Below are 20313 nucleotides of genomic sequence, written 5' to 3'. Positions count from 1 at the left end.
GGTTCGATGACCAGAGCGCTTACGCGTCGATCTGGCGCTCGCCCTCGGCGGCCGTTTCCGGCTCGGTCGAGGCGGCCGGAGCTTCCGGCTCCGCTGCAACCGGCTCAGCCAGCGCCGCTTCGACCGGCGGCACTTCGGCTGCGCCGAAATCGCCGCTGCTCATCTGCGCCTGGTTGTTGCCGCGGGTCGCCGCGATCGCGACGGCTTCGCAGTACAGGCGGATCGCGCGGCTCGCGTCGTCATTCGCGGGAACCGGGAACGCGATGCCGTCGGGCGAAACGTTCGAATCGAGGATCGCGACGACCGGGATGCCGAGCGTGTTGGCTTCCTTGATCGCCAGTTCTTCCTTGTTCGCGTCGATCACGAACATGATGTCGGGAACGCCGCCCATGTCGCGGATGCCGCCGAGCGAAAGCTCCAGCTTGTCCTTCTCACGGGTCAGGTTCAGCACCTCCTTCTTGGTCAGGCCGTGCGTGTCGCCCGACAGCTGCTCTTCCAGCGTCTTGAGGCGCTTGATCGAGTTGCTGATGGTCTTCCAGTTGGTGAGCATGCCGCCCAGCCAGCGATGGTTGACGAAATGCTGGTTCGACTTGCGCGCCGCCTCCGCGATCGCATCCTGCGCCTGGCGCTTGGTGCCGACGAACAGCACCTTGCCGCCGCCAGCGACGGTCGAGCTGATGAATTCGAGCGCGCGCGCGAACAGCGGCACGGTCTGCGAGAGGTCGATGATGTGAACGCCGTTGCGATCGCCGAAGATATACGGCTTCATCTTCGGGTTCCAGCGGTGGGTCTGGTGACCGAAGTGCGCGCCCGATTCGAGCAACTGCTGCATGGAGACGACGGGTGCCGCCATAGGGATAATTCCTTCCGGTTGAGCCTCTGGGAAGCGAGTGACCGAAGGCGAACGGCCTGCAGCACCGGGTTATGTTGCTTCCCATGCGGGGTTGAAGGTGGCGCGCTTAGTCGAGAATGCGACCGGGCGCAAGAGAACAAAAATGGATCGACACACTTGACAGGCGGAACGTTAACGGAACATAAAGGGTTCACACGGCGGACAGGGAACCTTGACCGCGCCGGAGCGTCGCGAATCATCAGGATTCCAGTCGCTTAGGAAGAATCCGGGAGGCACATGATGGTCGCTGTTCTTGCCACGCTGTTGTTCACCGCCGCATTCGTGGCGTCGCTCTGGGCAATGTTCGTCACGATTGCGCCGCGCATCGGCTATATGCGCACATTGATGCGGGGCGATGCGCTCCCTGCGCTCGCACCGATTCAGGCGCAGCGCATCCGCACTATGCCGCGGGCGGCACCCCGCCGGATTTCGGTACCGCAGCGGGCGGCTGCATAGTCCTACGATATGCGCGGATGCTGAATGGCAGCGTCGCGAGATAGGCAACGCATACCAGCGTCAGCGTTTGCCAGGGGACTGTGACGAGCGCGGCGAGCAGGATCGCGACCACTACCAGTGCCTCGAACCGCACGTTTCGACGCAACCGCAGCGATTTCCACGAATAGGTCGCAAGGCTGGATACCATCAGCAGGCCGACGCATGCGACCCAGGGGGTCACGATCCACGGCGATCGCGCCAACGGCTCCTCGCTCCATAGCCAGACATAGAGCGGCAACATCGCAAGTGCCGCGCCCGCGGGCGCGGGGATCCCGGTGAAGAATCCTGCCAGCTTGCGCGGTTGCTCCGCGTTGTCGATCTGCGCATTGAACCGCGCAAGGCGGAGCGCACAGAAGACGGCGTACAGCAAGGCGACGATCCAGCCGACCTTGGGAACATACATCAGCGCCCAGAGGTAGAGGATCAGCGCCGGCGCCACGCCGAACGAGATGGCGTCCGACAGGCTGTCCAGCTCGGCGCCGAACTTGCTCTCGCCACGCACCATCCGCGCAATCTGACCATCGATCCCGTCCAGCGCGGCGGCGATCATGATCATCAGGACCGCGCGCTCCCAATTTTCGCTGATTGCATAGCGTACGCCGGTCAGGCCTGAGCACAACGCCAAAGCGGTCACTGCATTGGGCGCAATGGCACGCAACGGGATGCCGCGGCGCAAGGGTCGCGGCCGCAGACTCATTGCGCCACGCCTTCAGCCGCGACGCCGCCCTTCAGTCCGACCAGCGTCTCACCGGCCAGGCAGCGCTGGCCCAGCGAAACCTGCGGCGCATAATCATCGGGCAAGAACACGTCGACGCGACTGCCAAAGCGGATCAGGCCGAAGCGTTGGCCCGCTGCGACAATATCACCCGGCTTGACGAAGGTCACAATACGCCGCGCGACCAGTCCAGCAATCTGGGTGAAGCCGACACGCGTGCCGTCGTGCGTCTCCATAACGAAATGCTGCCGCTCATTCTCCTCGCTCGCCTTGTCCAGATCAGCGTTGAGGAACTTGCCGGCAATATAGACAACCTGACGGATCGTCCCCGCCATCGGGGTGCGGTTGATATGGACATCGAACACGGACATGAAGATCGAAACGCGCACACGCGTCGCTTCGTTCAATCCCTCCGGCCCGGCAATCTCCCGTGGCACCGGCACCCGCTCGATCATCGTAACCAGCCCGTCGGCGGGCGAGATGATCATCCCCGGACCCTGCGGCGTTACGCGGATCGGATCCCGGAAAAATGCGGCGACCCAGATGGTCAGGCCGATCAGCGCAAATCCGAGCTCGTCCCAGATGGCGAACAGGAAGAGAATGGTGATCGCGGCAGAGATCAGCACATATTTGCGCCCCTCGGGATGGACCGAGGGGAAGCGCCACTTGACGGTGTTGGTGACGGCGGGCGGGGTTTCGAGAGAAGACATGGGCTGGGGTCTAGCTGTGCCATCCCCGCAACACAATCCTGTGTGGCGCGCGGCGATACCGGTGTCTGCCCCCGCTTGATCGCGCGCGCGCTTGCTCCTAGACGCTCGGCCAAACCCTTCCTCCCGATACGAACAGGAACACGAGCATGGCGAAGATCAAGGTCAAAAACCCGGTCGTCGAAATCGACGGCGACGAAATGACGCGGATCATCTGGGAATGGATCCGTGAGCGCCTGATCAAGCCCTATCTCGACATCGACCTCAAATATTACGACCTCAGCGTAGAGAAGCGCGACGAGACCAACGACCAGATTACGGTCGATGCCGCCAACGCGATCAAGGAATATGGCGTCGGCGTGAAGTGCGCGACGATCACCCCGGACGAACAGCGCGTCGAGGAATTCAACCTCAAGGAAATGTGGAAGTCGCCCAATGGCACGATCCGCAACATCCTGGGCGGCGTGGTCTTCCGTGAGCCGATCGTGATCAGCAACGTGCCGCGCCTGATCCCGGGCTGGACGAAGCCGATCGTCGTCGGCCGCCACGCGTTCGGCGACCAGTATCGCGCGACCGACTTCAAGGTGCCGGGCGCGGGCAAGCTGCGCCTCGTCTTCGAGGGCGCCGACGGTCAGGTGATCGACCGCGAAGTGTTCAACTTCCCCGGCTCGGGCGTCGCGATGGCGATGTACAACCTCGACGATTCGATCCGCGATTTCGCACGCGCATCGTTCAACTACGGCCTCAACCTTGGCTGGCCGGTGTACCTGTCGACCAAGAACACGATCCTCAAGGCCTATGACGGCCGCTTCAAGGACCTGTTCCAGGAAGTGTTCGAGACCGAAGGCTTTGCCGAGAAGTTCAAGGATGCCGGCATCGTCTATGAGCATCGCCTGATCGACGACATGGTCGCCTCCGCGCTCAAGTGGAGCGGCGAGTTCGTGTGGGCGTGCAAGAATTATGATGGCGACGTCCAGTCGGATCAGGTCGCACAGGGCTTCGGTTCGCTGGGTCTCATGACCTCGGTCCTGCTCTCGCCGGATGGCAAGACGGTCGAGGCCGAGGCGGCGCACGGCACCGTCACCCGCCACTATCGCCAGCATCAGCAGGGCAAGGCGACGTCGACCAACCCGATCGCGTCGATCTTCGCCTGGACCGGCGGCCTCAAGTTCCGCGGCAAGTTCGACGACACGCCGGAAGTGACCAAGTTCGCCGAAACGCTCGAGCGCGTGTGCATCGCCACCGTCGAAAGCGGCAAGATGACCAAGGACCTCGCGCTGCTGATCGGCCCGGATCAGCCGTGGATGACCACCGAGCAGTTCTTCGAGGCGATCCGCCAGAACCTCGAAACCGAAATGGCCAGCTGGGCGTAAGCCCCGCCGCCACCGACGACAAATGGGCCGCGTTCCACGGGACGCGGCCTTTTTATTGCCAGCGATGCGCGCGGGTTCATCTTACCGCATCGCACAAGGGCGGTGACAAAGCGTTTCGCCGCCCGCTAGGGTGCACCCATGGCCCTAGACCTGTCCAATAACGGCTTCAGCGATGCTCTGGTGATCCTAGGCGCGGCGGGGATCGTCATCCCGGCCTTCACCCGCTTCCGGATCAGCCCGGTGATCGGGTTCATCTTGGTCGGCGCGCTGGTCGGTCCGGCGGGGCTGGGCCAACTGGTCGAGGCGTTCCCTTGGCTGTTCTACTTCACCATTTCCGATCCGGAATCGATCGAGCCCTTTGCCGAATTCGGCATCATTCTGCTGCTCTTCTCGATCGGCCTCGAACTCTCCTTCAAACGCTTGTGGACGATGCGCGGCCTGGTCTTCGGCGTCGGGGCGGCCGAACTGCTCGGCGCAGCGACGCTGATCGCGATCGGCCTCTATGTGATGGGACAGCCCTGGTCGGGCGCGCTCGGGCTCGGACTGGCGCTCGCGCTTTCGTCGACCGCTTTGGTGTTGCCGATTGCCGGAACGACCAGTGCGGTCGGCAAGTCGGCATTCGCGATGCTGCTATTCGAGGATCTGGCGCTGGTGCCGATCGTGTTCCTGCTCGGCGCGCTGGCACCGGCGGCCGGCAATGCGGGCCTTGGCGACTTCATGATGACGCTGCTGCGCGGCGGCGTGGTCGTCGCGCTGCTGTTCCTCGGTGGCCGCTTCTTCCTGCCCCGGCTGTTCGCTCAGGCCGCACGGACCAAGTCGCCCGAACTGTTTCTCGCCGCCAGCCTGCTGGTCGTGATCGTCGCCAGCCTTGCCACTACTGTAGTCGGCCTGTCGCCCATCGTGGGCGCGCTGCTCGCCGGACTGCTGATCGCCGAAACCGATTATCACAGCGAGGTCGAGGTCATTACCGCCCCGTTCAAGGGGCTGGCGCTCGGCGTGTTCCTGATCACGGTCGGAATGCGGCTCGACCTGCGCATGATCATGCAGGATTGGGCGCTGCTGCTGGCCGCCATCCTCGGCGTGATGGCGATCAAGGTCGGTGTGACCATGGCGCTGCTCAAGCTGTCGGGCGCGCGCACCGGCACGGCGGCTGAGGCCGGGGTGCTGATGGCGAGCCCGTCGGAAACGACGCTGATCGTGCTCGGCGTCGCCGCCGCCGCTGGCCTGATCCAGCCTTCGACGGCGGCGTTCTGGACCACCGTTACGGCGATTGGGCTGACCATCACCCCGTTGCTCGCGCAGGCGGGGCGTTTTGCATCGCGAAAGATCGAGGAGCGCGACGGCGTGCGCAGCGACGCGAGCGCGGAAGAGGTTGTTCCCGGCGGCACCGTGATCATCGGCTTTGGCCGCGTCGGCCGCACCGTCGCCGACATGCTGCGCGCGCATGACAAGCCCTATGTCGCGGTCGATGCCGATATCGACGGCGTCGCGGCGGCACGGCGCGAAGGCTATAGCGTCGTCTTCGGCGACGTCGCGCGCGCCGAATTGGTCGACCGTCTCCGACTTGGCCATGCCAAGGCTCTGATCCTGACGATGGACGATCCCGTGCTGACGGTGCGCCTGACCCGACGGGTGCGCAGCTGGGTCCCGCATATCCCGATCATCGCCCGCGCCCGCGACGCCGCCCACGCCGCCGAACTGTACAAGGCCGGCGCGACCGATGCGGTGCCGGAGACGCTGGAAAGCTCGCTGCAACTGTCCGAAGCTGCGCTCGTCGATCTCGGCGTCGCGGTCGGCCCGGTGATCGCGTCGATCCACGAAAAGCGCGACGAGATGCGCAAGGCGATCAAGGAAGCCGCCGGCCTTGAGCGCGAACCGCGCATCCGCCGAGTGCGCAAGGGCGAAGCCGAGGCCTGAGCGTCCTACCCTATTCGCGCCCCCACCACGCGCTTCAGTACGTCGAGCGGCATCGCACCCTTGCGCAGCACCTCGTGGAACTGGCGTGGATCCCAGCCCGCGCCGGCCTTCGCCTTGGCTTCGTCGCGCAGTTCCACCCACACGGTATGCCCGATCTTGTAGCTGCACGCCTGCCCGGGCCAGACGGTGTAGCGATCGATCTCACCTTGACTGCGGCCGCGCGCAATTCCGGTCGTGGCCATGAAGTAATCGGTCGCCTGCTCGCGGCTCCAGCGCTTGGCGTGCATGCCGCTGTCGACGACCAGCCGCGTCGCGCGGAACAGCAGTGACTGGAGATAGCCGACCTGCCCCAGCGGATCGCCGTCATACATGCCCATCTCGTCCGCCAACTGCTCGGTATAGAGCGCCCAGCCCTCGCTATAGCCGCTAAAGCCCCCGCGGCGCCGGATCAGCGGAATATCCTGCGATTCGAGCGCGAGCATGACCTGCAAATGATGCCCAGGCACCGCCTCATGATAGCTCAGCGTCGCCAGGCCGAACTTCGGCCGGTCGAACGTGTCGCGCAGATTGATGTAGTAGATGCCCGGCCGCGAGCCATCCAGCGTCGCTGCCTGATAATAGCCACCTGGCGCCCCCGCCTGGATCGCGGGCGGCACGCGTCGCACCTCGACCGGGGCCTTGGGCAGGGCCGCGAATTGCTCGGGAAGGCGCTTTTCCATCGCCCGCACCTGCGCCCGCAGCGCCTCCAGCAGCGCCTCGCGTCCCGGGTCGGTATTAGGAAACAGCTGATCGGGCCGCTCGTTCAGCGCGACGAGCCGAGCGCCGACCGTGCCGTCGCGCATCCCCTGCGCCTTCAGGATCGCGTCGATCCGTCCGCTGATCTCGGCAACCTGCTCCAGGCCGATGCGATGAATCTCGTCACCCGACAGCCGTGTGGTCGTCGCCGCTTCCGCCGCGGCGGTGTAATAGGCCTCGCCATCGGGAAGCCGCCACACACCCGCATCATGCACCGCACGCGCGCGTAGCTCCGTGACCAACGCCCGCTGGCGGTCGATCGCGGGGAACAGCTTTTCCGCGACGATCTTCTCCGCCTGCGCCCCGCGTTCCGGCGGCAGCTTCGCCGCCTCCAGTTTCGCCTTATACCCGGTGACCAGCCCGAACGCGCCGGGCGCCTTGTCGCGGAGCGAGGCAAACTGCTTCAGCGTGGTGTCGAGCACATAGTCCGGCGCGAACACCCCGCGCGCGGCGTCGGCGCGCTGGCGCTCGCTTTCCTGATCGAGCACCGTCGCGAACGCTTCGAGCCGCGCGAGATAGGCGTCGGCGTCGACCGCGTCGCGCACGCGGTGCTGATTGTCCAGAAAGTCCGGCACGTCCTGATAAGCGCCGGTAAGCTGGCTCAGCCGGTACGGCGCATAGCGTCCGCCCGCCGAGCCATAAGTGAAGCGCTCGCGCCCCGCGATGCTGCGCTCAAGCTGATAGGTGACGATGTCATAGTCGAGGCGGGCGTTCTCCCCCAGCGTAGCCGGGTCGATCGCCTTGATCGCCGCCAATTCGCGCTTTGCCCGCGCTAGGTCGCGCGCCGCGTCCGCAGCGCTCCGCCCCGACAGCCGGGATTTCAGCGCCGCGTTCTTGCCGGTGTCGAGCCCGAGCGACGTCGCCCCTTCCGGACTTTCGGTCAGGCGGTCGTTGAAAATCCGGTCGAGTAAAACGCGCAGCGCCGCGTCGCCGGATCCGGTGGTCGCACCGCCCGGCGCACGCGCGCCGGCGGCAGGGATGCTTGTGGCGAGCGCCGCGGCGCCGATGGACTGGACGAACGAACGGCGGCGCAAGGTCACGGGCGATCCTGGACTGACGTCAATCCTGAACGGCGGGAACGCCGGCCACGCAGGCGGCCAGCGCGGACGTAGCAGCGCCGTCCTGCGCGCGCAGCCGCTGCTCCGCCCCACCCGACGCAGCCTTAGCTTCCGCTTCCACGGAACGCGCCGTCTTGCCAGCGGCACGCCCAGCATCAGCAGCCGCCATGCTCCAGAAGATCTGGTGGTCGAACAGCACCGACTCCTGCGGCGTACCCTTGCCGATTCGCGCCGCAGCACTCGTCAGCGCGGCGCAGTTCAGCGCCTCGGGGTAGGGGACAGTCTTGCCCTGCGCCGTGGCGGCGGGGGCGGCGATGAGGACCGCTGCGATTGCGGCGGCCTTCAGAACATGATCACGCAGTTGCTTTCTCCTCGGCAAGCGCCGTCTTGACTGCATCGATCGCGGCCTGGGCGTTCCCGCCCTCAGGACCGCCACCCTGCGCCATGTCCGGCCGCCCGCCACCGCCCTGCCCGCCCAGCGCGGCAACGCCACGCTTGACCAGCTCGACGGCACTGAAGGTGCCGGTCAGGTCGTCGGTGACACCCACCGCGATCGCTGCACGCCCTTCATTTACCGCAACAAAAGCTACCACAGCTGAACCGATCCGGCCTTTCGCCTCATCGACCGCGCCGCGCAGTGCCTTGGGATCGAGCCCGTCGAGGATCTGGCCCACGAAATTCACGCCGCCGATCTGCTCGGGTCCGGCAGGAGCCGCAGCTCCGCCGCCGCCCATGGCGAGTGCCTTCTTCGCCTCGGCCAGCTCCCGCTCCAGCTTGCGCCGCTCCTCGACCAGCGCCGTCACGCGCGCGCCGACCTCATCGGGCGACGTCTTGAGCGTCGCCGCCACCTCGCGCAACTTCGCGTCGCGCTCGTTGAGCCACGTGCGCGCCGCTTCGCCGGTCAGCGCCTCGATCCGGCGCACGCCGCTCGATACCGCGCTCTCGCTGACGATCTTGAACACGGCGATATCGCCGGTCGCCTTGACGTGCGTACCGCCGCACAGCTCGACCGAATAATGTTTGTCGGTCAGGCGGCCCATCGACAGGACGCGGACCTCGTCGCCATATTTCTCACCGAACAGCGCCAGCGCACCCGCCGCGACCGCATCGTCCGGGGTCATCAGTCGGGTGCCGACCGTTTCGTTCGCGCGGATTTCGGCATTCACCTCGGCCTCGATATCCGCAATCTCCGCCGCGCTCAGCGCCGAGGGGTGCGAGAAGTCGAAACGCAGGCGATCGGGCGCGACCAGCGACCCCTTCTGCGTCACATGTCCGCCAAGCCGGTTGCGCAGCGCGGCGTGGAGCAAGTGCGTGGCCGAGTGATTGGCGCGAATCGCATCGCGACGCGTCACGTCGATCGCCAGCTTCACCGTATCGCCGACCTTGATCTCGCCGCGCGCCAGCGTCGCCTGATGCGCGTGCAGCCGGCCGAGCGGCTTCGACGTATCGCTGACGATCGCCTCAGCCACGTCGTTGCCGATCGTGCCCGCGTCACCCATCTGGCCGCCGCTTTCGCCATAGAAAGGCGTCTGGTTGGTGAGGATCGTGACTTCATCACCTGCCCCGGCGCGATCGACGCGGACGCCGTCCTTCACCAGCGCAACGACCTGCCCCTCGCCCTCGGTCGAGCTATAGCCGGTGAATTCGGTGCTCCCCAGCTCCTCGGCGATGTCGAACCACACTTCATCGCTGGCCTTGGCCCCCGAACCCTTCCACGCGGCGCGCGCGGCATCCTTCTGCCGCTTCATCGCCGCGTCGAAGCCGTCGCGATCGACCTTCATCCCCTGGGGACGCAGCGCATCCTCGGTCAGGTCATAGGGGAAGCCATAGGTGTCGTAGAGCTTGAACGCGGTCTCGCCGGGCAGGGTATCGCCCTCTCCCATCGACCCGGTAGCTTCGTCGAGCAGCTTGAGGCCGTTCGCCAGCGTCTGGCGGAAGCGGGTTTCCTCCTGCAGCAGCGTCGCCTCGATCAGCGGCTGCGCGCGGACCAGTTCGGGATAGGCGCCGCCCATTTCCGCGACCAGGGCCGGCACCATGCGGTGCATCAACGGCTCCTTCGCGCCCAGAATATGCGCATGGCGCATCGCGCGGCGCATGATCCGGCGCAGCACATAGCCGCGCCCTTCATTGGCCGGCAGCACGCCGTCGGCGACCAGGAAGCCGGAGGTGCGGATATGGTCCGCGATCACGCGATGGCTCGCCTGATTGTCGCCGGTCGTCGCCGATTGCGTCAGCGCCCCGCTCTCGGCGATCAGCGCCTTGAATGTGTCGGTGTCGTAATTGTCATGCACGCCCTGCAGCACGGCGGCGATCCGTTCCAGTCCCATGCCGGTGTCGATGCTGGGCTTGGGCAGGTCGCCGACGATCTGGTCCGCCTCCTGCACATGCTGCATGAAGACGAGGTTCCAGATCTCGACAAAGCGGTCGCCATCCTCTTCCGGGCTGCCCGGAGGGCCGCCCCAGATATGGTCGCCATGGTCGTAGAAGATTTCCGAGCACGGCCCGCACGGACCATCCGACCCCATCGCCCAGAAATTATCCTTGGTCGCGATGCGGATGATGCGCTCTTCGGGCAGCCCCGCGATTTTCTTCCACAGCTCGAACGCCTGATCGTCGGTGTGATAGACGGTCGCGGTCAGCTTGTGCGCGGGAAGGCCCCATTCCTTGGTCAGCAGCGTCCAGGCATGCAGGATCGCCTGCTCCTTGAAATAATCGCCGAACGAGAAATTCCCGAGCATTTCGAAGAAGGTATGATGCCGCGCGGTATAGCCGACATTGTCCAGATCATTATGCTTGCCACCCGCGCGCACGCACTTCTGGCTCGACGCCGCAGTGGTGTAGGGCCGCGTCTCCAGGCCGGTGAACACGTTCTTGAACGGCACCATGCCCGCATTGACGAACATCAGCGTCGGATCGTTGTGCGGCACCAGCGGCGCGGACGGAACGCGGGCATGGCCCTGGCCCTCGAAATAGTCGAGGAAGCTGCGGCGGATATCGTTGGTCGAGGTCATTTTCGCGACTTAAGCGCGCGCGCGCGTTCGCTCAAGCGAAACGGTTCGATCAGGGTGATTGACGGGGGAGCTCCGTATTCTTCGTCACCCCGGACTTGTTCCGGGGTCCACTGGCCCGCTGGCAGCGGCAAGAGGCTCTGGCCACGCGCCCAGCGGGTAGGTGGCCCCGGAACAAGTCCGGGGTGACGTTTCGGATGAGCCAGAGGTTACCCAATCGGCTCCTCGATCGACCTTGGCGGCACGCTGAACCATTTCGGCCCAGCCTCAGTCATATGGAAGCAATCCTCGAGCCGCACGCCGAACTTGCCCGGCAGATACAGGCCGGGCTCGTTCGAGAAGCACATGCCCGGTGCCAGCTTGGTCATTTCACCGCGCACCAGGTTGATCGGCTCGTGCCCATCCATGCCGATGCCATGGCCGGTGCGGTGCGACAGGCCGGGAAGCTTGTAGTCGGGGCCATAGCCGAGCGTCGCATACCAGCCGCGCACCGCGTCATCGACGCGGCCCGCCGGAACTCCCAGTTGCGCCGCGGCGAAGGCGCGCTGCTGCCCGGCGCGGACATGCTCCCACACCTTGCGCTGCTCCGCGCTCGCTTCGCCGTGGACGAAAGTGCGGCTGATATCGCTTTCATAGCCATGGACCCGCGCGCCGCAGTCCATCAGCACGACTTCACCCTTAACCACCCGCTGCGGCTTGCCCGTCCCGTGCGGATAGGCCGACGCCTCGTCCAGCAGGATCAGGTTGAACGCCACCTGCCCGCCCAGCTTCACCGTCGCCGCGGTCATCAGCGCGGCGATGTCGGCCGGGGTCATCCCCGCCTCGATCCGGGGATAGGTCCAGCGATAGGCGGCCAGCGTCACGTCCGCCGCCTTCTGCATCAGCGCGATCTCGGCCGACGTCTTGAACATCCGGCACCCGCGCACGACCGAGTTCGCCGACACGATCTTCACGCCCGCAAGCGCACGCCACATGCCATCGACGGCGAAGAAGCGCGCGGTTTCCTCGATCCCCAGCGGACGGCCGAGCAGCTTTTTCTCGCGCAGGAAGCCCGCGACCACCGCGAACGGATCCTCATGCTCCTGCCACACCCGGATCTCCGCCGGGATGCCGAGCGATTCGCGGACCGACGGTTCCTCGAAAAACGGGGTGACGATGATCGGATCGCCCTCGACCGGTATCACCGCTGCGGTCAGCCGCTCGCTCCGTCCCCAGCGCACGCCGGTGAAATAGAGCAGGCTCGCCCCCGGCTCGATCAGCACCGCGCCGATGCCGTTCGCCTTCATCAGCGCCTGCGCGCGGGCGAGCCGCGCGACCCGCTCGTCGCGTCCGATCGGCACCGCATCGCCGGTGATCGGCTGCAGCGCCGTCAGATCGGGCTGCGCCGCCTGAGCGACCGCGGAAAACCCGATCGGCGCCAGCGCCCCCGCCGCGAGCAACCCGCGCCGGGTCAACCTCATGCCGCAGGCTCCGGCGTCTCCTTCTCGCCCGCCGACACGATGGTCGCGAGCACGAGATCGCCGATGACGTTGAGCACGGTGCGGCACATGTCGAGGAAGCGGTCGACGCCGAGCACAAGACCGATCCCCGCCGGCGGAACCCCGACCATGCCCAGGATCAGCGCGATCACCGGCAGCGACCCCGCCGGAACGCCCGCCGTGCCGATGCCGCCGAGGATGCACACCAGCATCACCGTGATCTGCTGTCCCAATGTCAGGTCGACGCCGAAGAACTGCGCGAGGAAGATCACCGTCACGCCTTCGAACATCGCGGTGCCGTTTTGGTTCGCGGTCGCGCCGATGGTCAGCACGAAGCGCGAGACTTTGGGCGGCAGCTTGAGCTTGGTCTCGGCGACGCGCAGCGCGGTCGGCAGCGTAGCGTTGGACGATGCGGTGGAGAAAGCCATCACCGCCGCCTCCTGCGTCTGGCGGAGGAAGGCGAGCGGACTCTTGCGTGCGAGCAGCAGCAGCAGGATCGGGAAGACGATGAACATCTGCGTGCCGAGCGCCGCGAGCACCACGCCGACAAAGGCGAGCAGGCGCACCAGCAATTCCCAGCCGAACAACGCGGCCAGGTTGAACATGAAGCAGAACACCGCGATCGGTGCGAGGCGGATGACGAGGCCGATCAGCCGCATCGACACTTCGAAAATGCCCTCGATCCCGCGCTTGAGCGTCTGCACCTGCGGGCGGTCGGCGGTCAGGAGGATGCCGATGCCGAAGAACAGTGCGAAGAACATGATCGCGAGGATGTCGTTGGCGGTCATCGCCGCGACGACATTGGTGGGGACGATGTTCAGGACCGCCTCAAGCCCGGTCGGCGTGGTGGCGGTGCGGTCGAGGATCGCCCCGGCGCTGTCGCCCGATGCGGCGAGCAGCGCCTGTGCTTCGACCCGATCCACCCCGGCGCCGGGCTGAAGCAGGTTGACCAGCAACAGGCTGACGATCACCGCGATCGTCGAAACACAGATGGTGAGGACCAATGTGCGCAGGCCGACGCGCTTCAACGCGGCGATTTCGCCCATTTCGGCGATGCCGACGACGAGCGCCGAAAAGAGCAGCGGGATCACCAGCATGAACAACAGGCGCAGGAACACCTGGCCGATCGGGCCGGTGACGTAGGTCGTCACCGTCTTGACCCATGCCGCATCGGCGGAGGTGAAATGCACGAATAGGCCGAGCGCAAGGCCAAGCACGAATCCGCCGAGCATCTGCCATTGCAGCGTCGATTCGCGCCGCTGCTCCGTCACCGCCTCTGCTCCCGACATGCGTCCCCCTTAAACTGTTGAAGCGTCACGCATAGGCATAGGGGCCGCCCTTGGCGAGGGCCGTCTGATAGGCCGGCCGGGCGTGGACCTTGTCCAGCCAGGCGATCGTTGCCGGACGCGACGCATCCAGACCGCCGCGCGACCGGGCCGCCTCCAGCGGAAAGCTCATCATGACATCCGCCGCCGTCATCGCGTCACCGGCGAACCACGGGCGGCTGGCCAGTTCGCGTTCGACAAAATCGAGATGCACATCGATCATCGGCTGGATCTTCTTCTGCGCCGCCTTGCCGAAGATCGGTACCCGCATCAGCACCAGCTTCACCAGCAGTGGGGGCATCAGGGAGCCCTCGGCATAATGCATGAACTGTCGGTAGCGCAGTGCCGAGTCGCGATGCGCCGGCGCGCCAAGCCTACCATCGGCCTTTTCGACCAGATACTCGATGATCGCGCCGGTTTCGGCGATTGTGCGCGGCACGGCGCCGCTGGCATCGGTGTCGACGATTACCGGCGACTTGCCCAGCGGATGCACTGCGCGGAGTTCCGGCGGGGCGAGCATCGTCTTGGGGTTCCGCTCGTAACGCTTGATCTCATAGGGGAGCGCGAGCTCTTCGAGGAGCCAGAGCACGCGCTGAGAGCGCGAATTTTCGAGGTGGTGAACGGTGATCATCGCTGCGCGCTCCCTTGCCGGACCCGGGCGGGTTTGGCCGGTTGTGCGCGGATGCAACGAAAATGGAAAGAGGCGCCCGGACCGGATCCGCGACGCCGACCGCCGCCTACCGCCATTCGACTCGCGGCCTTTTGCGAAACTGGAAACAGGAAAGGCCCGGCGCACGCCACGCCGGGCCTTCCAATGGGAGACTGGTCCCTTGACCGCCACCGACCTGTCGATCCGGCACGGCCCGCAACAGGCATTGCTGCCCGAAACTGGTTAACGACGACTTTGCCGCCGCTATCGTAAAATCAGAGGTCGTCCTCCGCGTCGGGTCCGGTCATCATTTCCTCGGCAACCTTTTCCGTACGGCTGCGGATCGCTGTTTCCAGCCGCGCACAGACTTCGGGGTTTTCCTTGAGGAAGGTTTTGGCGTTCTCACGCCCCTGGCCGATGCGGATGCTGTCATAGCTGAACCAGGCACCCGCCTTTTCGACCAGCCCGGCCTTGACGCCGATATCGAGGATCTCGCCGATCTTGGAGATGCCCTGACCGTACATGATGTCGAACTCGACCTGCTTGAACGGTGGGGCGACCTTGTTCTTCACCACCTTCACCCGGGTCGTGTTGCCGATGATATCGTCGCGATCCTTGATCTGGCCGGTGCGGCGGATGTCGAGCCGGACCGAGGCATAGAATTTGAGCGCGTTGCCGCCGGTCGTGGTTTCCGGATTGCCGTACATCACGCCGATCTTCATGCGCAGCTGGTTGATGAAGATCACCATGCAGCGCGAGCGGCTGATCGAACCGGTCAGCTTGCGCAGCGACTGCGACATCAGGCGCGCCTGCAGGCCGACATGGCTGTCGCCCATTTCGCCTTCGATTTCGGCACGCGGGACCAGCGCCGCCACCGAGTCCACCACCAGCACGTCGATCGCGTTCGAGCGCACCAGCGTATCGACGATTTCGAGCGCCTGCTCGCCCGTATCGGGCTGCGACACGATCAGCTCGTCGATATTGACGCCCAGTTTCTTGGCATAGACCGGGTCAAGCGCATGTTCGGCATCGACGAACGCGGCGGTCCCGCCGCTCTTCTGCGCCTCGGCGATAACGTGCAGCGCCAGCGTCGTCTTGCCCGAGCTCTCGGGACCATAGACTTCGATCACGCGACCGCGCGGCAGACCGCCGACGCCCAACGCAATGTCCAGCCCGAGCGAGCCGGTCGAGATCGCCTCGACCTGCATCGTCTCCTTCGAGCCGAGCTTCATCGCGCTGCCCTTGCCGAATGCGCGATCGATCTGTGCCAGCGCTGCGTCGAGCGCCTTCTGCTTGTCCGGAGAAATGCCCATCTTACCTTCGATCACCTTGAGGGAAGCTGCCATGAGAAGTCTCCGTCGCTAAAGGCTTTGCGGCCCACGTTCAACCATTGCCTGAAGGGCGTCGTACAATGTTTGTTCCGGAAGAACAAGTGCGGAACGGTCTTTTTTTGTTCTCATCGATCAATGCATGATCGTCCCCTTGCCCCGCGTGGCCAATCGCGCGATCCTTGCGCAATGACAAACGCCACCGATTTCATCGCCGGCCTGCCCAAGGCCGAACTGCACCTGCACATCGAAGGCAGTCTCGAGCCCGAATTGATGTTCGCGCTGGCCGGGCGCAATCGCGTCGCGATCCCGTTCGACAGTGTCGAGGCGGTTCGGGCGGCGTACAGCTTTTCCAAGCTGCAGGATTTCCTAAACATCTATTATGCCGGCGCAGACGTGCTTCGGGTCGAGCAGGATTTCTACGACCTCGCCGACGCCTATTTCGCGCGGGCGGCTGCGGATGGCGTGGTGCATTCCGAAATCTTCTTCGATCCGCAGACGCATACCGATCGCGGCATCCCGTTTCAGGTGGTTGCCGACGGGCTACTGGCAGCAATGCGTGATGCGGAGACACGGCACGGCGTCAGTTCGAAGCTTATCCTGTGCTTCCTGCGTCATCTGGACGAGGATGCGGCGCTTGCCACCCTCACTGCAGCCGAGCCGTGGTTGGACCGGATTACCGGCGTCGGGCTCGACTCGTCGGAGTTGGGCCACCCGCCGGAGAAATTTGCGCGCGTGTTTGATGCGGCCGGCGCGCTGGGCCTCAAGCGCGTCGCCCATGCCGGGGAGGAAGGCCCGCCGGACTATGTGTGGCAGGCGCTCGATCTGCTGCACATCGACCGGCTCGACCATGGCAACCGCAGCTTGGAGGATCCCGCGCTTGTACAGCGCCTGGCCCAATCGGGGATGACGCTGACCGTCTGTCCGCTGTCCAATCTCAAGCTTTGCGTTGTCGGCGACATGATCGATCATCCGCTCGACCACATGCTCGCCAGCGGTTTGAGGGCGACGGTCAATTCCGACGACCCCGCCTATTTCGGCGGCTATGTCGCGGACAATTACCGCGCCGTCGCCGCCGCGCGCGGGCTGTCGCGCGATCAGATTGTCCAACTGGCGCGGAACAGCTTCACCGGCTCGTTCCTCGACGATGCGACCATTGCCGCGCATCTCGCACGGCTCGATGCCTATGTGGAGGCGCAATGATGCCGGTCTTCACGCCGATCTCGCATGAACAATTTGTCGCGGACGTGCTCGCGCTGGCCGACGCACTGCGCGCCGATCCCGACTGGCGCCCCGATTATCTGATCGGCATCGGCCGCGGCGGCCTGATCCCCGCAGTCTATCTGAGCCATGCGATCGGCGGGCCGATGCTGTCGGTGGATTACAGCGCGCGGAACGAGGAACTTGCCGCTCCCGCGCTCGCCCGGCTGGCGGATCGCTCGCGGGAAGGCGCCCGTCTTCTGTTCATCGACGACATCAACGACAGCGGAGCGACGATCGGACGGTTGCGCGCGGGGCTGAGCGATGCCGACGCGGTTGCTGCGAACATCCGCTTTGCGACCTTGCTCGACAATACGACGTCGAACCAGCGCATCGATTATGCGGCGCGCACGATCGACCGGTCCGTGACGAAAGACTGGTTCATCTTCCCATGGGAAGCCGTCGCGCCCGATACCGCAATCGAAGCGGACGCGGCTGAACTGCCCGACCGGATCGCGTAGGTTTAACGGCACCGTTTCAGCTAGGCTGAAACCAGGTCAGAGCGCCGCGAGCGCCTGCTCGACCGCGTCCATCGTGAACGGCTTGGCCAGGACCGGGCGATCGCGATGCGCGTCCACGACCATGTCGCCACTGCCGCCGGTGGCGAGGACGAAGGGCACTCCCTGTGCCGCCAGTGCATCGGCAATCGGCCAGCTTTGCTCGCCGCCGGACAGGTTGACGTCCAGGATCGCCGCATCGACGCCACCGGCGTCGACAATCTCCATCGCCGAAGCCACGCTGTCGGCGGTGCCGGCATGGTCCTTGCCCAGCATATCGAGGAAATCCTCGATCATCATGGCAATCAGGGGTTCGTCCTCGACCACGAGGATGCGTTGCGGTGCGCTCATCGCGTCAGCATGTGCCTCACAATCGTTGCGCGGTCGAGCGCTATTTTGCGGTCATTACCGACCGAGCAAGCTCCGCAAGCTGTTGGACTGAAAAGGGTTTCGGGAGAAACGCGACATTGTCGAGGTCGATCGACCTGCGCAGCTGTTCCTCGGCATAGCCCGACATGAAGATGATCTTGAGGTCCGGATATTTCTTGCGCGCATGACGGACCATGGTCGGGCCGTCCATCGTTGGCATCACCACGTCACTGATCAGCAGGTCGGGCTTGTCGCTCTTTTCCAGCAGTTCCAGCGCGGCTTCGCCATTCTCCGCAGTCAGCACCGTATAGCCCTGCCGCGCGAGCGCCCGCTCGGCAACGGCGCGCACCATCGCCTCGTCCTCGACCAGCAGGATCGTGCCGCTGCCCCACAGGTCGCCCTGCACCGCCTTTGCCGTCGGCAGCTGCGCGGTCGGCTCCGGTGCGTTGTGGACCGGCAGGTAGATGGTGAAGACCGCCCCCTTGCCCGGCTCGCTCTCGGCAAAGATGAACCCGCCCGATTGCTTGATGATGCCATAGACGGTCGACAGGCCCAGGCCGGTCCCCTTCCCGACTTCCTTGGTGGTGAAGAACGGCTCCCAGATATGCGCCAGCACGTCCGCCGGTATGCCGGATCCGGTATCGGACACGCGCAACGCCGTATAGTCGCCGACCGGAAGCACATCCTCGTCCATCGCACGGACTTCATGCGCCGGGACGTTTAGTGTTTCGATCGTGAGCGTGCCGCCGCCATTGGGGTTCTTGGCCAGCATCGCATCGCGCGCATTGACCGCCAGGTTGACGACGACCTGCTCCAGCTGCCCCGGATCGGCGCGTACCGGGCCGAGGTTACGGCCATGATTGACCACCAGCTCGACCGTCTCGCCCAGCAGTCGCTTGAGCAGGTTCGACACCTCCGAGATGATGTCGGGCAGCTGCAACAGCTGCGGCCGCAGCGTCTGCTGGCGCGAAAAGGCGAGCAATTGCCGGGTCAGTGCGGCGGCGCGGTTCGAATTGAGCAGGATCTGCTGAATATCGTCATAATCGCTGTCGCCCGGTGCATGGCGCATCAGCATCAGGTCGCAATGGCCGATGATCGCGGTCAGGATGTTGTTGAAGTCGTGCGCGACACCACCGGCCAGCTGACCGACCGCCTGCATCTTGGTCGCCTGCGCCACCTGCCGCTTGAGCTGCCCCTCTTCGCCCGCATCGCGCAGGCTCAGCAGCACCGCAGCATCGCCCAGCCCGCGCGCGGAGGCGATCGAGATCGCCACAGCCTCGTCCGGTGCCTGGGCGAAGCGGACGGTCAGATCCATTGCGTGCGCCGCCCCCGCGGCGAACCGGCGCACGGCGTCGGCCAGTGTGCTCTTGTCCTCCCGCACCACCAGGTCGCCCGGATAGAGCGGGGGAGCATCGGTATTGACGTGCGCGGCGCGCACGAACGCATCGTTCATGAAGGCGAAGCGGCCATCCGCCCCGACCAGCGCGATGCCGACTGGCAGCAGCGCGATCAGCGACCGGACATGCGCCGCCGATTCTGCGCCCATCTCCTGCGCCGGCGCATATTCCTCATCGAGCAGCGCGACCAGCATCGGCGTCGCGTCGCCGTCGAGGAAGGGGATCTCCAGCACGCGGATCGGCGTTCCCGACAACCCCTCGCGCTCGAACCGGACTGTCCCACGGCTATCGGTGATCAGGAACCGGGTGATGTCCCGCCCCTCGATCATCGCCAACTCGTCGCCCGCAGCGCGCAGCCGCAGCACGCGATTGGCGGCGCGAACGCGGCCGTCCGCGCCGATCAGCGCCATCATGATGCCGGCCTGTCCCAGCCGGTCGCCCGACTTGCCCGCCACCAGCGCCTGTGCCTGCTTGGTCAGGTCGACCGCATCGGCGCCGGCGAAGCGCCACACCAGCAGCGAGTCGCCGACGCGGCTGACATGCGCGGTCAGCTTGGTGCCGGCGGCGTCGAACGACCCGCTCGACGCCTGCCCGTCGCGCCATGCTGCCCGTCCGGCACTGCCCAGCTGCGACGATGCCCAGTCGCCGATCACCACTGCAGGGGGGGCGGGATAGCCGGGGAACAGCGTGCCGAACCGCTCATTGGCGCACACCAGCCGGCCGGCGCGGTCGGTCACCGCGATCGCGTCGGTGCTCATCGACGCCAGCGTATTGGCCAGCGACCAGTCGATTTCGGCAGGTGCCGATTCCGCCTCCGCCGTAAGCACCGGCCGCCGCAGCAGGATCGTGGCCAGCGCGATCAGTATGGCTGCTGCGAAAAACCCCGCCGCCACCGGCAGCGAGTCAATTGCCCATAGCACGGCAGCGCCCGCCACCGTTCCGGCCACAATGGCGACGATCAGCGGGCCGGTGATCCCGGAAGGCTCGTCAGTCGGGGCGGAAATGCTGGGCATGGCCCCCTTTCCCGCCCCGCTGCGAAAGCGTCAAGCG

At 65.6% G+C, this 20313-nt stretch carries 17 protein-coding genes; 5 read left to right on the top strand and 12 right to left on the bottom strand.

Features of this window, described 5'->3' with window-relative positions; genetic code table 11:
• Window positions 1–19 precede the first annotated feature (19 nt).
• Entirely contained in the window at window positions 20–853 is an 834-nt protein-coding gene (gene rpsB / locus ACO05N_RS13030) for a 30S ribosomal protein S2 (protein WP_422057509.1), read from the bottom strand.
• 279 nt (window positions 854–1132) lie between these two features.
• Here rpsB and ACO05N_RS13025 point away from each other — a divergent pair, with 279 nt between their 5' ends.
• Window positions 1133–1348 carry a hypothetical protein gene (locus tag ACO05N_RS13025; protein WP_422057508.1) on the top strand — a complete coding sequence of 72 codons (216 nt, stop codon included), beginning with the start codon at window positions 1133–1135 and terminating at the stop codon, window positions 1346–1348.
• Here the strand turns inward: ACO05N_RS13025 and pssA are convergent.
• Both pssA and ACO05N_RS13015 read right to left on the bottom strand, forming a co-directional pair.
• Window positions 1293–2084: a CDP-diacylglycerol--serine O-phosphatidyltransferase gene (pssA, locus tag ACO05N_RS13020; protein ID WP_422057507.1), complete on the bottom strand. Its 792-nt coding sequence runs from the start codon at window positions 2082–2084 to the stop codon at window positions 1293–1295. The two genes, ACO05N_RS13025 and pssA, sit on opposite strands and share 56 nt — an antisense overlap.
• Entirely contained in the window at window positions 2081–2812 is a 732-nt protein-coding gene (locus ACO05N_RS13015; RefSeq protein WP_422057506.1) for a phosphatidylserine decarboxylase, read from the bottom strand. The genes pssA and ACO05N_RS13015 overlap by 4 nt, the downstream gene beginning before the upstream one ends.
• A 146-nt stretch (window positions 2813–2958) precedes the next feature.
• Between ACO05N_RS13015 and ACO05N_RS13010 the strand changes: the two genes are divergently transcribed.
• Window positions 2959–4182, top strand: a complete 1224-nt coding sequence (locus ACO05N_RS13010) for an NADP-dependent isocitrate dehydrogenase (protein ID WP_066660199.1) — start codon at window positions 2959–2961, stop codon at window positions 4180–4182.
• 138 nt (window positions 4183–4320) lie between these two features.
• Window positions 4321–6099, top strand: a complete 1779-nt coding sequence (locus tag ACO05N_RS13005) for a cation:proton antiporter (RefSeq protein ID WP_422057505.1) — start codon at window positions 4321–4323, stop codon at window positions 6097–6099.
• 5 nt (window positions 6100–6104) lie between these two features.
• Here the strand turns inward: ACO05N_RS13005 and ACO05N_RS13000 are convergent, their stop codons facing one another.
• The 7 genes from ACO05N_RS13000 to recA all read right to left on the bottom strand — a co-directional run bounded on the left by ACO05N_RS13000 (window position 6105) and on the right by recA (window position 15758).
• A complete protein-coding gene (locus tag ACO05N_RS13000; RefSeq protein WP_422058753.1) occupies window positions 6105–7928 on the bottom strand; it encodes a DUF885 domain-containing protein in 1824 nt (607 codons plus the stop codon).
• A gap of 25 nt (window positions 7929–7953) precedes the next feature.
• A complete protein-coding gene (locus ACO05N_RS12995; RefSeq protein ID WP_422057504.1) occupies window positions 7954–8331 on the bottom strand; it encodes a hypothetical protein in 378 nt (125 codons plus the stop codon).
• A complete protein-coding gene (alaS, locus tag ACO05N_RS12990; protein WP_422057503.1) occupies window positions 8306–10963 on the bottom strand; it encodes an alanine--tRNA ligase in 2658 nt (885 codons plus the stop codon). The genes ACO05N_RS12995 and alaS overlap by 26 nt, the downstream gene beginning before the upstream one ends.
• A gap of 206 nt (window positions 10964–11169) precedes the next feature.
• Window positions 11170–12420, bottom strand: coding sequence for a M24 family metallopeptidase (locus tag ACO05N_RS12985; RefSeq protein WP_422057502.1), 1251 nt, complete (start codon window positions 12418–12420; stop codon window positions 11170–11172).
• Window positions 12417–13727, bottom strand: coding sequence for a dicarboxylate/amino acid:cation symporter (locus ACO05N_RS12980; RefSeq protein ID WP_422057501.1), 1311 nt, complete (start codon window positions 13725–13727; stop codon window positions 12417–12419). Before ACO05N_RS12980 ends, ACO05N_RS12985 begins: the two co-directional genes overlap by 4 nt.
• Before the next feature lie 25 nt (window positions 13728–13752).
• Complete coding sequence (locus ACO05N_RS12975; RefSeq protein WP_422057500.1) at window positions 13753–14394, bottom strand: glutathione S-transferase family protein; 642 nt, start codon at window positions 14392–14394, stop codon at window positions 13753–13755.
• A 293-nt stretch (window positions 14395–14687) separates the two neighbouring features.
• Window positions 14688–15758, bottom strand: coding sequence for a recombinase RecA (gene recA / locus ACO05N_RS12970; protein ID WP_422057499.1), 1071 nt, complete (start codon window positions 15756–15758; stop codon window positions 14688–14690).
• A gap of 171 nt (window positions 15759–15929) precedes the next feature.
• On the opposite strand from recA, the gene ACO05N_RS12965 reads away from it, so the two are divergent.
• Together ACO05N_RS12965 and ACO05N_RS12960 are read left to right on the top strand one after the other, a co-directional pair.
• Complete coding sequence (locus tag ACO05N_RS12965; protein ID WP_422057498.1) at window positions 15930–16943, top strand: adenosine deaminase; 1014 nt, start codon at window positions 15930–15932, stop codon at window positions 16941–16943.
• Window positions 16943–17461: a phosphoribosyltransferase gene (locus tag ACO05N_RS12960; protein ID WP_422058752.1), complete on the top strand. Its 519-nt coding sequence runs from the start codon at window positions 16943–16945 to the stop codon at window positions 17459–17461. Before ACO05N_RS12965 ends, ACO05N_RS12960 begins: the two co-directional genes overlap by 1 nt.
• A gap of 36 nt (window positions 17462–17497) precedes the next feature.
• On the opposite strand, the gene ACO05N_RS12955 is transcribed toward ACO05N_RS12960, so the two are convergent.
• Window positions 17498–17848 carry a response regulator gene (locus ACO05N_RS12955; RefSeq protein ID WP_422057497.1) on the bottom strand — a complete coding sequence of 117 codons (351 nt, stop codon included), beginning with the start codon at window positions 17846–17848 and terminating at the stop codon, window positions 17498–17500.
• Between the two features lie 40 nt (window positions 17849–17888).
• Window positions 17889–20276 carry a response regulator gene (locus tag ACO05N_RS12950; protein WP_422057496.1) on the bottom strand — a complete coding sequence of 796 codons (2388 nt, stop codon included), beginning with the start codon at window positions 20274–20276 and terminating at the stop codon, window positions 17889–17891.
• Between the last annotated feature and the right edge of the window lie 37 nt (window positions 20277–20313).

Source organism: Sphingomonas sp. (genome assembly GCF_965227385.1).
Taxonomy (GTDB): domain Bacteria; phylum Pseudomonadota; class Alphaproteobacteria; order Sphingomonadales; family Sphingomonadaceae; genus Sphingomonas.
Note: the sequence above shows the minus strand (reverse complement) of the source record. Positions and strands in the feature narration are given on the sequence as shown.